Here is a 13293-nt window from a genome sequence, read left to right as displayed (position 1 = left end):
CAGGGCCATCGCCCGGAAGTCCTTCGGCGACTGCTCGAACTGCTTCTTGAACGCCCTGCTGAAATGCGCCGAATCGGTGAACCCCCACTTGAACGCGATCGAGGTGATCGACTCGCGCTTGAGGAACGGGTTGGACAGGTCATCGGCACTACGCTTGAGCCGTGAACGCTGGATATAGCGGCAGACACTGTCGCCCTCCTCCTCGAACACCCGGTACAGATGCCGCACCGAAATGCTCAGGCGCTCGGCCAGGTTGGCCGGCGTCAGGCCGGGCTGGCCCAGCGACTCGTCGATGACTTTCTGCACATAACCGCGCAGGTTGCTGCCACCCACGCCGCCCAGCGCGGCGGCATTGTGCTCGCCACGCTCGAAACCGGGCTCCAGCAGGGAAATGAACGCCGACTGCAGGGCGTCGCCTTGCGCACCGCCTGCGTCTTCCTCTTCGCGGCACAGCTGGTCCATCAGCAAATGCAGCATGCGCCCGCAAGCGTTGGTCGAGGAGATCTTGCCGAAGGCGGCGCCTTGCCCGGTCACGTGCTTGCGCACCTGCGCGCGGGACAGTGACAGCGAGACGTGCTCGATCAGCCCGAACGGCGTGATCTCGCACGGGCCGACCGAGTCCATCAACAGCAGATCGCCGGGTGACAACTGCAAGCTCACACCGCCCTGGGTGATCCGCGAATAGCCCATGCGTTGGCTGACCAGAAAACAGTGCTGGTCGTCGTCACGGTCGGGGTTGTCGCCGAAGCGGCGGATATTGCCGGCATTGGTGCGCAGGTTGGCCAGGGCCAGCCCTGCGCGATTGAAGGTGGCGATTTCGCCGATGAACAGCGCTCGGTTGAACGCAAGTTCGGTCTGGAAACGGCCGCACACCTGCTGCATGGCGGCGGTCCAACGGTCCAGGCCGTCGGTTTCGGGCTGGGTGCTGCAGTGGGAAACGGGCTGGGGCATGGCAACCTCCACACGCGGGCATTGTTGTTATGGGTCAATTGTTAACATGTTATCCATTGACGCACAACTGTCATCTGTTGGCCGGTGTAGAGAGCAGGTTTTATGCCAAGGGGGTCTGGGGTTGCGCATGGGTTGAGAATGCTGGGGCTGCTTTGCAGCCCTATCGCGGCACAAGGCCGCTCCTACAGGGGTATGCGATCGCCTGTAGGAACGGCCTCGTGCCGCGAAAGGGCCGCAAAGCGGCCCCCGATTTCAGAGCTCGCGCAAGATACGCTGCAGCGCCTCGAAGGCCTGCCAGAGATGCCCACGCTGATCAGCGCTGAGCGGGATATAGCGGCGGAATGCGGGCACCCGGTTGACCACTTCACTGGCCCCCATATGCTCCAGGGTGACCTGCCACTGGCCACCCGCGCAGCCAATGCTCAGGCGCTTGAAGTCCAACGGCATCAGTGCTGCCTGCAAGGCAGTGTCGCCGCCGATACGTGCCTGCAGCAGGTCGAACAACGATTTGTCACCACCCCGCTGCCGACAGGCCAGGCCAGTGCGGCGCAATGCCCCGCGGTGATGCATGTCCAGCTGCACCGTGCCCTGCCCCGAGGCAGGCACACTTAGGCGGAACTCGCACATCACCAGGTGCATCAGCAGATGGCTTTCGGTGCGTTCACGCACCTCGACCACCGGGCCATCCTGCCGGTAGGTAAAGGTGAGCAGAGCTGCCCCGGATTGCAACTCCGTCAAACCGAGGTTGCGCTGCAGCCGCGCCAGGGTCGCCCCCGGCCGGTAGCCGGCCGGGGCGCGGGGGCCGGTCAGGCGTTCAAGCCAGCTTGCCGACATGCTGCACCTGCTCGCTGTGGAAGTGGCCGGGTTCGGCGCCAAACTCTTTCTCCAGCACATCCTCGACCCGCGCCGGCTGGAACGGGTTGACCTTCTGCACGCAGAGGGTCCAGAACAGCGCGTAGGCCGCCGTAGCGCCCAACATCACGGCAAACGGCACATACACATCGGCGGGGTTCATGCCCGGCGGGGTGATGAACCACATGCCCAGCAAGATGCCGATGCTGGAGACAATCTGCGGCAGCGGGAACAACGGCGAGCGATAGGCGCGCGGCAGGTCCGGGCGGCGAATGCGCAGGATCACCACCGACAGCGTCACCAGCAGGTAGGCCGTGCTCCAGGCGCACACCGCGGCCAGCACCAGGTGCAGGATGTTGTCGGTGTTGCCGCCCAGGTACCAGGCGTGCAGGCACGGGATCAGCGCCACCACCAGGATGCACAACAGCGGCGTCTTGAATCGCGGGTGCAGGTAGGTGAACACCTTGGGCAGCGCCCCATCCACGGCCATGCCATAGAGAATCCGCGGCACCCCGGCCATCAGCGTGTTGATGGTGGCCGCGCCGGCAAACAGGAAGCCGATGCCCAGCCACACCGGGCCGATATCGCCCATCACCTGCTCGGCGAAACGCGGGATGGCCATGGGTGTGTCCAGCAGGTGCACGCCGCTGGCGGCGTCGAGCAGCACGTTCTCCACCTGGCGCTTCATCGCCGCGCCGTAGATGAACATGCAGCTGGCCACGCCGAACAGGCCAAGGGCCATGGCCTTGGGCATCACCCAGGCCGAACGGCGCAGCTCCGGGGCCAGCGGGGTGACGAACTCGCAGCCGACGAACATGAACATGGCCATGCCCACCAGCGAGAGGATGGTCATCAGGTCGGTGCCGACCATCGATACGCCGAACGGCCCTTCCAACTGCACCGCCGGCGCCGCCAGCAGGCCGAGTACGCCGAACACCATCAGGGTGGTCCACATGCCGAAGGTCAGCACCACCTCGGCGCGGCCGAAGGCGCTCACGCCAAAGGCGTTGAGCACGCCGAACGCCAGCACGAAGCCCACCCCCAGCAGCCAGGAGCCGCCGGCGGATTCGGCGAGGGTATTGAGGTGCTCGAAGTTCACCAGCGCCATCACCCCCGAAAGGATGGTCTCGGCGGTGCCGGCGAATACATGCACGATCAGGTAGGCCGACAAGGTGCCGGTGATGGCGAAGAAGCGGCCCAGGCCGCAGTTGATGTAGTCGTACACGGAGCCGGTGGTCGGCAGGATCGCCGCCGCTTCGGCGAAGGTGGTCGACTGCGCGAGCATCATCACGGCCGCAATCACCATGGCCACGGCGAAGGCGCTGCCGCCGATGCCGAAGCCCATGGTGGCGGTGAGGATCACGGGGCTGGCCATGATCAGGCCGACGGTGCTGGCCAGCGCGGTGGGGAAGCCGACGCTGCCGCGGTTGAGGTGCTCGGTGAGCTTATTGTTGATTGTCATGGGGTGGGCCCTGGCTGGACGAGGGAAAGATGACGGCTTGCCGGGCGCGCCGCAAGTGCTGGCGATCCGGCGGTGCAAGGTTTACGACCGCATCGCCGGCAAGCCAGCTCCCACAGAGGTCATGCAAAACACCTGTGGGAGCTGGCTTGCCAGCGATGCAGGCAACACCGTGTTGCTGTTCTAGCGCGATCACTTTGACTTTCCCCGCCACAGCGGTCTTGCCACTGCCTGCCGCCCTGCTTGTTGCTGGCTGCCAGTTCAGCCCTGCAACATCGCCTGGATCTGCTGGGTGGCCTGGCGGGTGCTTTCGGCGAGTTTCTTCACTTCGTCGGCCACCACCGAGAAGCCACGCCCCACCTCCCCGGCCCTGGCGGCCTCGATGGCCGCGTTCAGGGCCAGCAGGTTGGTCTGTTCGGCAATACTGCGGATCACCCCCACGGCGGTGGCGATCCGGGCATAGGTGGCCTCGTTGTGCGCCTGCAACTGCTGGTGGCTGGCCTGGGCATTGCGCTCGTCGCTGATATCGCGCACAGCGCCCAGCACGCGTACCAGCACCCCCTGTGGGTCGCGCACCGCACGGCCGCGTTCGCGGCACCAGATGTAGCCACGCTGCTTGTGGCGCATGCGGTACTCGAACACGTATTCCCCGCTGGCATGCACGCCCAGGATCTCGCGCTCGAAGATGGCCATGATCTGCGCCAGGTCGTCAGGGTGGGTAATGCCGACCTGGGCATCCCAGCCATCGGCCAGCTCCTTAGGGCCGTAGCCCATCACCGCGCGAAAGGCATCGGACAGGCGCATGCGGCTGTGCGGATGGTGCACGTCGCCCTGGGCGACCTCGATATCCCAGGTGCCCTCGGTCAAGGTGGTTTGCAGCAGGCTCCAGAAATGCGCCTGGCGCTGGTGCCCTTCGCTGGCCTGCAGCTGTTGATCCAGTTGTTCACGCAGCAGCGCGCATTCGCCCTGCAACTGCTGCTGTGCCGCTTGCTGCTGCGCGTGCATCCGTTGCTGGCTGGCCAGCGTTTCGCCCAACAACTGCAGCTCTTGTGCCTGCGCTTGCAGCTCCCGCGCCTGGCCTTGGCGCTGCTGCTCCAGCGTTTGCAGGGCCTGCAACAAGGGCGGGTGGCGGCGCACCTGCACCAGGCTTTCGGCAATCTCGCCACGGCCAAAGCGGGTCAGCGCCTCGGCCAGCGTGGCCACCCAACGTTCATTGCGAAACAGCATTCACGCCCCCTTGAACCATCGAACAAAAGCGCGAGTTCAACCCAAGTCGGCGGCCGCCGTCTTGCGCCGGCCTGCCGTTGGCTTGACCTTGGCTGCCAGGGTTCAGCGGCTGATGATCGCCTTGAGCACGGTCTTGAAGGTCTGCAGCTGTTCCTCGCTGAACTGGCCGAACACCTGATCCTGCTGGGCCTTGGCAATGCTCCACAGCCCTTCGGTCTCGATACGCCCGGCCTCGGTCAGGCACACCCGGCCGTTGTCGTCGGTGACCAGCCCCTTGCGGGTCAGGTTGGCGATGGCCTCGCTCACCTCGCGTTCGGGCATCGCCACTTCGCCCAGCAGTTCGGCCTGGGCCAGCCCAGCGTCGTGTTCCAGCACCATCAGCATGCGTGCCTCGCTGGTGCGCAGGCCGGTGGCCAGCTGGCGCGGCTGGTAGCTGGCCTGGTAGGCGCGCAGGGCTTGGGTCATCAGGTAGTACAGGTTGTGCTGCAAACGGCCCTGGAAGTGGCTGCTGGCCGGCGCGCCTTCCGTACGGCGGGTCATCCGCGTGTGCGGCAGAACCATGGAATAGGCGCCCTGGTGGTACAGCAGCGGCGAGCGGCCGAGGTCGTCGAAGGCCAGCACCTTGCCGACCAGGATCCAGTGGTCGCCGCCATCCAGCTGCTGGAACTTCTGGCAGCGAAAGCGCGCCGCGCAGTCGGCCAGCAAGGGCGCGCCGCCCTCGCCTGTCTCGTAGTCGATACCGGCAAAGCGGTCGTCACTGGGGCGGGCGAAGGTATTGGACAGGTCGATCTGGTCAGCGGCCAGCACGTTGACGGCGAAGTGCTCGGCGGCGTCGAACACGGCGTGGCTGCTGGAGCGTTTGTCGATGCTCCAGAGAATCAGCGGTGGGTCGAGGGACACCGAGTTGAAGCTGTTGGCAGTTACGCCGACCTTGTTGCCGGAGGCGTCGGCGGCGGTGATCACGGTGACGCCGGTGGCGAAGTTGCCCAGGGCGCGGCGGAAGGCACGGGTATCGAAGGGGGTGGACATGCAAAGGCTCCAGTTCTTGTTATTCGGCTGAGGGCCTCATCGCTGGCAAGCCAGCTCCCACAGGCTACAGCGCAACCCTGTGGGGGCCGGCTTGCCGGCGATGGGGGCGACGCGGTCGATCAGGTCATCGCCGGATCCGGCTCCAGCCCCATCAGCTCCCGGCCGAGGATCTGCGCGCAGACGTCGTAGTCGGTGTAGGCATGGGCACCGGTCATGTGCGCATCGCGGAACAGCCGCTGCATCTCGCTGCTGTCGAACCAGGCGCCGCCACCGGCGGCTTCCATCAGCCGGTCCACGGCCTGGATGCACAGCTTTACCGCATAGCCCTGGTTGGTGCGCCAGTAGGCCAGCTCGGTACGGGTCGGGTATTGGTGGCGTGCGCTGAAATCGGCGATCTGCTCCCAGCTCTTCTCCAGCAGCGCGCGGGCCGCGGCGACCTGGTGAGTCGACTCGGCCAGGCGCATCAGTGCCGGGGTGGCCGCGCCGACCGCTGCGCCGGTGTAGGCCCGCACGCGGTTGCGGGTCTTGTCCTTGAAGGCTTCGAGCATGCGCTCGGCGATGCCCAGGCTGACGGTGGAGAAGCCACTGGCGAAGTACGGGCGGTACGGGTTGAAGTAGATCGCGCTATCCGGGTACAGGCCGAAGCCCGCCGAGGTGCCCTCCATCATGTCCTTGGCCCTCTGGATGCGGTGCTCGGGCACGAAGGCGCGCTCGACCACCAGGGTGCGGCTGCCACTGGCACGCATGCCGGCGGCGAACCAGTCGTCGCGGATCTGGTAGTCACTGCGCGGCAGCACAGCGAAGCAGTAGTCCTGGCCGCCCTGCGGGTTGGCGCGGCGAAAGCCCATGATCGCCCACTCGGCATGATCGCAGCCGCTGCTCCAGCCCATCTCGCCGCTGAACAGCACGCCGCCCTCGACCTCTTCGGTGCGGCCGAACGGGGCGATGCTGCTGCTGGCGGTGGCGTGCGGGTCGTCGCCCCAGACTTCGTCCTGCAATTGCTTGGGGAACATCGCCAGTTGGTGGCTGTGGGTGCACAGCAGGCTCATGGCCCAGGCGGTGCTGGCGCAGGCGCCGGCCAGGGCGGCGATGCATTCGGCGAACTGCGGCAGGCTGATTTCCAGGCCACCATAGGGCTTGGGCAGGAAGGCCTGGTGCAGGCCGATGCCTTTGAGCAGGGCAATGTTTTCGGCGGGCGCGGTACGCTCGCGCTCGGCCTGTTCGGCGCGGGCGGCGATGGCCGGCAGCAGGGGCTTGAGGTCTTCGAGCAGGGAGTTTGGCTTTTTCATGGTCTGGCTCATTGTTATTGGACCTTGGCGAGCGCTGCCTGATGGTGGCGGCTCGCTGATGAATGCCGGGTCAGTATGGGAGCCTGGGGTGCGGCGGAAAATGCAACTTCCGCACCTCGGATTGTATTTTTCATGGGGTGGCTTTGTGGCTGGCAGGCAGGGTCATGGGGGTGGCAGGGGTAGGCAAGAACACCGAGTACGCAGGCGTTAGGCTCGGGATATGAATACGTCCCTATCGCGGGGCAAGCCCGCTCCCACGCCATCTGCTCAGGTTGCAATCCAAGCTGTGTGGGAGCGGGCTTGCCCCGCGATTGAACACTGTCTTGCGGAGCCCACAGCATGAGCGAAATCCCCCTCCTCCCCAGCGTTACTGCGTTCCTCGCACGCCACCACGGCCTGTACATCCACGGCCAGGCCATCGCCAGCCAGTCCAGCGCCAGGATCAAGGTGGTCAACCCGGCCAATGGCGAGGCCATCGCCGAAGTGGCCGACGCCTGCCAGGCCGATGTCGAGCAGGCCGTCGACTCTGCCCGCCAAGGCTTCAACGCCTGGTCGCGCACCAGCCCCGCCGCCCGCGCCGCGGTGCTGTTCAAGCTGGCTGACCTGCTCGAAGCCAACCGCGAAGAGCTGGCCCAACTGGAAACCCTGCAATCGGGCAAGCTGATCAACATCGCCCGGGCCTTCGAGGTGGAACAGGCCGCGCACTTCTTGCGCTACTACGCCGGCTGGGCGACCAAGATCACCGGCCAGACCATCACCCCGTCGCTGCCCTCTTTCGCTGGCGAGCGCTACAGCGCCTTCACCCTGCGCGAGCCGGTCGGCGTGGTGGTGGGGATCGTGCCGTGGAACTTCGCCACCATGATCGCCATCTGGAAGCTCGCCTCGGCCCTGACCACCGGCTGCAGCATCGTGCTCAAGCCCAGCGAGTTCACCCCGCTGACCTTGCTGCGTATCGCTGAACTGGCCACCGATGCGGGCCTGCCAGCGGGCGCGCTCAACGTACTGACCGGCGGCGGCCTGGTGGGCAAGGCGCTGGTCGAGCACCCGGGCACCGACAAGGTGTCGTTCACCGGCTCCGTGCCTACCGGCATCGCCGTCGGCCAGGCGGCCATGGGCGCCAAGCTGACCCGCGCAACCCTGGAACTGGGCGGCAAGAACTCGGTGGCGTTCCTGCCCGATGTCGGCATCGACAAGGCGGTGGACGGCATCATCGAGGCGGGCTTCCTGCATTCCGGGCAGATCTGCGCTGCCGGCGAGCGCTTCTTTGTCCATCGCTCGCGGATCGAGCCGATGCTCGAAGCGCTGTCGCACCGTTTGGGGCAGCTGAAAATCGGCTCGCCATTGGATGAGAGCACCCAATTCGGCCCAGTCGCCAACAAGCCACACCAGCTGAAGCTGGCCGAGCTGTTCGCCACCGCCCGCGCCGAAGGCAGCCAGATCATCCGCGGCGGGCGTATCGGCGACGGCCCGGGCTGCTTTGTCGAGCCTACGGTGATCCTCGCCAACAGTGCCGCCGACACCCTGCTCAACCAGGAAACCTTCGGCCCGGTGGCGACCTTCCTGCCGTATGACGACGAAGAGCAACTGCTGCACCTGATGAACGCCACGCCCTACGGCCTTTCCGCCAGCCTGTGGAGCAACGACCTGGGCAAGGCCATGCGCCTGATCCCGGAGATCCAGGCCGGCACGCTATGGGTGAACATGCACACCCTGCTCGACCCGGCGGTGCCCTTTGGCGGCATCAAGGCCTCCGGCATCGGCCGTGAGTTCGGCTCGGCGTTCATCGACGACTTCACCGAGCTCAAGTCCGTGATGATCCGCTATTGAACCTGCACGACAACCTGGGCCGATACTGCCTGCAGGCGTTCAGCCAGCAGGTACCGGCGTCGCTGGCGGCGTTCTACCGCATCGATGCCGGGCAGCAGGCCTGCGATTTCTTGCTGCAGGACCTGCAGGCGCCCATGCATGCGCGCTACTTGCAGCACTACCGCGCCTACGACCCGCTGCAACCAGCGCGCTGCCTGGCCATCGGCACGCCGGTGGTATCGCTGCGCCAGGGCCTGGCCCAGCTGCCCGAAGCCCAGGGCAACACCTACCGGGGTTTCCTGTCCCGGCACCAGGTGGTGGATGTGGTGGAGATCATCGCCCAGGTCGGCGGCCGGCCGCTGGCCGGGGTGTCGCTGTTGCGCTGCGCAAGCCAGGGCGAGTTTCGCCCCGACGAGCTGCAGCGCCTGCTGCCCTTGCACGGGCTGATGCAACTGGCGGTGGCCAGCCAGCCCATGGCGCCAAGGCCGGCAGCGGTCGAACTCACCCCCCGCGAACGGCAGATCGCCGAACTGCTGCGCCAAGGCCACAGCAACAAGCTGATCGCCCGCGCGCTGGAGGTCGGCCTGCCCACCGTCAAGACCCACCTGATTAACCTGTTCCGCAAGCTCGGGGTGAGCAACCGCACCGAGCTGGTGGCGTTGCTGTTCCTGTGACTCAACCTTCCGGTTGATACCGGGCCGCCGCGCCGCGTTGCACCCTGTGGGCACCTAAACCCCAGGAGTCACGCACATGTCCAAACCCTCCGACTGGATCACCGTAGGCGCCCTTGCCGAGGGCTTCGCCCCTGAAGCCTTCATTCTGCCGCAACGCGCCGACCTGAGCGGGCGCAACCTCAGCCTGCACTTCGCCAATGGCTGGCTGATCGAGCACCGTTTCGACACTGATCAACTGCACTGGCACGCTGCCGACGGCCATAGCCAGGGCTCGGCCGGCTACCGCGCCACCTCGGTGCGCGACGGCATCTACCTGGTGGATTTCATCAAACACGAAGGCGGCCAGGCCTGGTCGGTATCGCTGGTGCTCGACACCCTCAGCCAATCCTTCACAGCCGTACTTGGCCGCTTGCCGGGCCAGGCCCGCACCCAGCGTGGCCTGTACGACCTGGCCCTGGCCGGTGAGGCACTGACCGGCGTCGAGGCCAGGTTCCTGCACGGCACCCTCGACCGCCCCTGGCAGGACGCCGCCTGCCCGCACGCGCCGACTCGCGAGCTGGTAGGACTGCGCAATCACTACCGCTACAGCCCGACCGAGGAGTACGAGCACATCTACCTCAACCCCGACTACTACAGCTGGCAGTGCTTGAAGGGTGTCGAGCAAGGGCTGTGCGACACCGACCGTGCCCACTACTACAAGATCGCCGAGCAGCTGTACCTGTTCGTCTGGTGCGAGAAGATCGTGCCTACCCTGGGCCTGGTGATGATCGACCTGCAGCAGCACCGCAGCGACGGCAAGATCTTCGGCTACGAGGGCGGCAGCTTCGATGCCCTGGCCAACTTCCCGGTGTCGTCGTATTGCCGGGTGGTCAACCGCACGGAGTACCCGCAGTGAGCCGCAGCGTGTTGATCACCGGGGCCGGCAGCGGCATCGGTGAAGCCTGCGCCCTGCGTCTGGCAGCCCAGGGCTGGCAGGTGGCGCTGGTGGGCCGTCGCCGCGAGGCGCTGGAGCGTGTCGCCAAGGCCACTGGCGGCCTGGTGCTGGCGGGGGATGCGGCCGACAGCGCCACCTGGCGCGGCTTCATCGAACAGGTGGATGCGCGTTTCGGCGGGCTGGACGCCGTGATCGCCTGCGCCGGCGGCCATGGCCTGGGTCGGGCCACCGAGACCAGTGACGAAGCCTGGCAGGCGGCACTGCGCAGCAACCTCGACAGCGCCTTCCACACCGCCCGCGCCTGCTTGGCGCTGCTGATGCGGCGGCGTGGCAGTCTGGTGCTGCTGGGTTCCATTGCGTCCTTGGCAGCCGGGCCCGAAGTGTGCGGCTACACCACGGCCAAGCACGCACTGGTCGGCCTGAACCGTTCGCTGGCCCGCGACTACGGCCCGGCCGGCGTACGGGTCAACTGTGTATGCCCAGGCTGGGTGCGCACGCCCATGGCCGATGAGGAAATGCAGGTGCTGATGGCCCATCACCAGGAAGACCTCGACGCGGCCTACCGCAGGGTCACGGCCGACGTGCCGCTGCGTCGCCCGGCCAGCAGCGACGAGATCGCCGCCGTGTGCGAGTTCCTGGTCAGCCCGGCGGCGAGCATCGTCACCGGCGCAGTACTCACCGCCGACGGCGGCGCGACCGTGGTCGATGTGCCCACCCTGCCCTACACCCGCCTGGCGCCACAGCCATGAGCGCCCGTTACGATTTTCAAGGGCGCACGGTGCTGGTGACCGGTGCTGCGGGAGGCATCGGCCAGGCCATCGTCGAGGGGTTTGCCCATGCTGGAGCGCGGGTGATTGCGGTGGACCTTGACCCGGCGGCACTGCGCCAGGTGGTCAAGGTGCAGCTCGCCCTGGGCCATGAGGTCGAGGGGCTGGCCGTGGACCTCGCTGACGAACAGGCAATCGCAACCCTGCTGGCCGGGCTGGAACGCCTGGACGTGCTGGTACACAACGCGGCGTATTTTCCGCTCACCCCCTTCACCGACATCACCCCGGCACTGCTGCAACGCACGCTGGCGGTCAACCTGGGCGCGCTGTTCTGGCTGACCCAGGCGGCGCTGCCGTTGTTCCGTCGCCAGGGCGGCGGCTGCGTGCTGGCCACGTCATCGGTGACCGGCCCGCGGGTGGCCTACCCAGGCCTGAGCCATTACGCCGCGTCCAAGGCCGGGGTCAATGGTTTCATCCGCAATGCCGCGCTGGAGCTGGCCCCCATGAACGTGCGGGTCAACGGCGTCGAACCGGGCATGGTGCGCACCCCGGCCATGGGCAACCTCGGCGACCCGGCCCTCAATGCGCGGATCGCGGCCGGGGTACCCCTCGGCCGCCTGGGCGAACCCAGCGATATCGCGGCGGCGATGCTGTTCCTCGCTTCGGATACGGCTGGCTACATCACCGGCCAGACCCTGATCGTCGATGGCGGCGCCACCCTGCCCGAAACCCTGGCCAGCCCCTGAGCCGCCCTGGCGGCGACGTGCAAGTGCGCTGGCAGCCACGGGCAAGACCCGCCCCGGCGATCCACGCGCTAATGGCCCGTCGCTTCAGACACCTCTGCCTCCACAACAACGCGGCACTCAAGACCGCACACAACAAACGAGGAACGATCCATGCGTCTCACTCCACGTCGCACCGCGCTGGCCACCGCCCTGGCGCTGCTGATCAACGGCCAGGCCAGCTCGGCCTACGAGCTGTATGCCGACGACGACACCCACCTGAACGCCGATATGCTGGCGGTGTGGGGCATGTTCAACAGCCGCCACAACTACGACGGCACCCCCGGCGGCTCGACCTGGCGCGAAGGGTTCATCAAGTACGGCCTGAGCGGCGACCAGGGCCTGGCCGGCAATGGCAGCCTGTATGGCGCGCTGAACTGGGTCAGTTCCGGCGCCTGGGGCGATGGCGATGCCGGCGGCAACCAGGATGGCAGCGAACGCACCACCAAGATCGAGGATGCCTACCTGGGCTGGCGCTCAGGCGACCTGTTCCCGTTGTTGGGCAAGGATGGCGTGGATGTCTCCGGTGGCCGCCAGGTGATCAAGCTGGGCAACGGTTTCCTGATCAACGACGACGGCCCCAACCTCGGCAAGGGCCCGGCCGATGGTCAGCTCAACCGCGGTGGTGGCTTCTACCTGGGTGCCCGTCACGCGTTCGATCGCACGGCCATGTTGCGCCTGGGCGGTAACGAGGGGCTGCACGGCAGTGTGCTGTGGTTGAAGTCCGATAACCGCGCGCAGGCCGAGACCGAGTTGGCTGCCGGGACCCTGGACTACACCAATGAACTCGGCACTCTGGGTTTGACCTATATCCACGGGATCGACGTTGCCGACCAGTGGGCCAGCGAATTCCAGAAGGCCCGTGAAGGCATGGACGTTTACAGCTTGCGTGGTGAAGGCAGTGCCGGGCTTGAAAACACCCGCCTTGCCTTTGAGTACGCCTGGCAGGACAAGCGTGGCGGCCACGAAACGGCCTGGTACGCCGAGGCGGGCTACACCTTCGCCGAGGCGCCCTGGGCGCCGCAACTGACCTACCGCTACACGCGTTATTCAGCAGGCTGGGATTTGCTGTTTACCGGGCTTTCCAGTGGTTATGGCACCTGGATACAGGGTGAAGTGGCGGGCAACTATGCCGGGCCGTTCAATACCAATAGCGGGATTCACCATATCGGGCTCAAGGCCACGCCGCGGGACAACGTCACGGTCGGGGCGTTGTTCTTTGACTTCAATACGGTGCGTACGCGGGACACGCTCGATCTCGATGCCCAGGAGCTGGATGTGTATGTGGAGTGGGCGGTGAACGAGCACCTGATCGTTACGCCGCTGGTGGGGTTGTTCAAGCCGCGCAAGGATGAGAGCAATGGGGGGAATCAGGTGGGGAGTGGGACCAATGTGTATAGCCAGTTGACGGTGGCTGTGCCGTTTTGAGGGTGTAGGTGGGTGCTTCGGCTTCGGCTTCGGCTTCGGCTTCGGCTTTCAGAGTGTTTGTTTTGATAGATGTATGCGCATTCAGCGGCGATAGC

The 13293-nt window shown here is 66.3% G+C and carries 11 protein-coding genes and 2 pseudogenes; 6 read left to right on the top strand and 7 right to left on the bottom strand.

The features are described 5' to 3' along the window. From feaR to ACQ4N9_RS25650, 7 genes and pseudogenes are all read right to left on the bottom strand, one after another. Positions 1 to 951: transcriptional regulator FeaR (feaR, locus tag ACQ4N9_RS25680; protein ID WP_430934029.1), on the bottom strand; the 951-nt coding region annotated here is incomplete at its 3' end. A gap of 252 nt (positions 952 to 1203) precedes the next feature. Next, the gene (locus ACQ4N9_RS25675) at positions 1204 to 1785 is read right to left on the bottom strand and encodes a DUF3156 family protein (protein ID WP_390971416.1); all 582 of its coding nucleotides are present in this window, start codon (positions 1783 to 1785) and stop codon (positions 1204 to 1206) included. Next, entirely contained in the window at positions 1766 to 3265 is a 1500-nt protein-coding gene (locus tag ACQ4N9_RS25670) for an APC family permease (protein ID WP_110993868.1), read from the bottom strand. Before ACQ4N9_RS25670 ends, ACQ4N9_RS25675 begins: the two co-directional genes overlap by 20 nt. Before the next feature lie 267 nt (positions 3266 to 3532). Beyond that, positions 3533 to 3721: pseudogene (locus ACQ4N9_RS25665) on the bottom strand (methyl-accepting chemotaxis protein); the annotation flags it as partial. A 99-nt stretch (positions 3722 to 3820) separates the two neighbouring features. Next, positions 3821 to 4036: pseudogene (locus ACQ4N9_RS25660) on the bottom strand (PAS domain-containing protein); the annotation flags it as partial. Positions 4037 to 4591: 555 nt separating this feature from the next. Then, entirely contained in the window at positions 4592 to 5518 is a 927-nt protein-coding gene (locus ACQ4N9_RS25655) for a p-hydroxyphenylacetate 3-hydroxylase reductase component (RefSeq protein WP_390971414.1), read from the bottom strand. Between the two features lie 119 nt (positions 5519 to 5637). Next, positions 5638 to 6807 carry a p-hydroxyphenylacetate 3-hydroxylase oxygenase component gene (locus ACQ4N9_RS25650; protein ID WP_390971412.1) on the bottom strand — a complete coding sequence of 390 codons (1170 nt, stop codon included), beginning with the start codon at positions 6805 to 6807 and terminating at the stop codon, positions 5638 to 5640. A 339-nt stretch (positions 6808 to 7146) separates the two neighbouring features. On the opposite strand from ACQ4N9_RS25650, the gene ACQ4N9_RS25645 reads away from it, so the two are divergent. From ACQ4N9_RS25645 to ACQ4N9_RS25620, 6 genes are all read left to right on the top strand, one after another. Beyond that, positions 7147 to 8634: an aldehyde dehydrogenase family protein gene (locus ACQ4N9_RS25645; RefSeq protein ID WP_390971410.1), complete on the top strand. Its 1488-nt coding sequence runs from the start codon at positions 7147 to 7149 to the stop codon at positions 8632 to 8634. Beyond that, a complete protein-coding gene (locus ACQ4N9_RS25640) occupies positions 8631 to 9287 on the top strand; it encodes a helix-turn-helix transcriptional regulator (protein WP_390971407.1) in 657 nt (218 codons plus the stop codon). The genes ACQ4N9_RS25645 and ACQ4N9_RS25640 overlap by 4 nt, the downstream gene beginning before the upstream one ends. Before the next feature lie 76 nt (positions 9288 to 9363). After that, positions 9364 to 10182, top strand: a complete 819-nt coding sequence (locus ACQ4N9_RS25635) for a molybdenum cofactor biosynthesis F family protein (protein WP_390971405.1) — start codon at positions 9364 to 9366, stop codon at positions 10180 to 10182. Then, on the top strand, positions 10179 to 10970 hold the full coding sequence (locus tag ACQ4N9_RS25630; protein WP_390971403.1) for an SDR family NAD(P)-dependent oxidoreductase: 792 nt from the start codon (positions 10179 to 10181) through the stop codon (positions 10968 to 10970). Before ACQ4N9_RS25635 ends, ACQ4N9_RS25630 begins: the two co-directional genes overlap by 4 nt. After that, positions 10967 to 11734, top strand: a complete 768-nt coding sequence (locus tag ACQ4N9_RS25625) for an SDR family oxidoreductase (protein WP_430934023.1) — start codon at positions 10967 to 10969, stop codon at positions 11732 to 11734. Before ACQ4N9_RS25630 ends, ACQ4N9_RS25625 begins: the two co-directional genes overlap by 4 nt. A 150-nt stretch (positions 11735 to 11884) precedes the next feature. After that, positions 11885 to 13198, top strand: a complete 1314-nt coding sequence (locus ACQ4N9_RS25620) for a hypothetical protein (protein ID WP_390971399.1) — start codon at positions 11885 to 11887, stop codon at positions 13196 to 13198. The last annotated feature ends 95 nt before the right edge of the window (positions 13199 to 13293 follow it).

It is taken from the genome of Pseudomonas sp. ES1, assembly GCF_050586605.1.
Classification (GTDB): Bacteria; Pseudomonadota; Gammaproteobacteria; order Pseudomonadales; family Pseudomonadaceae; genus Aquipseudomonas; species Aquipseudomonas sichuanensis.
The sequence above is the reverse complement of the archived record's forward strand: the minus strand, read 5'-3'. Positions and strand labels throughout refer to the sequence as shown.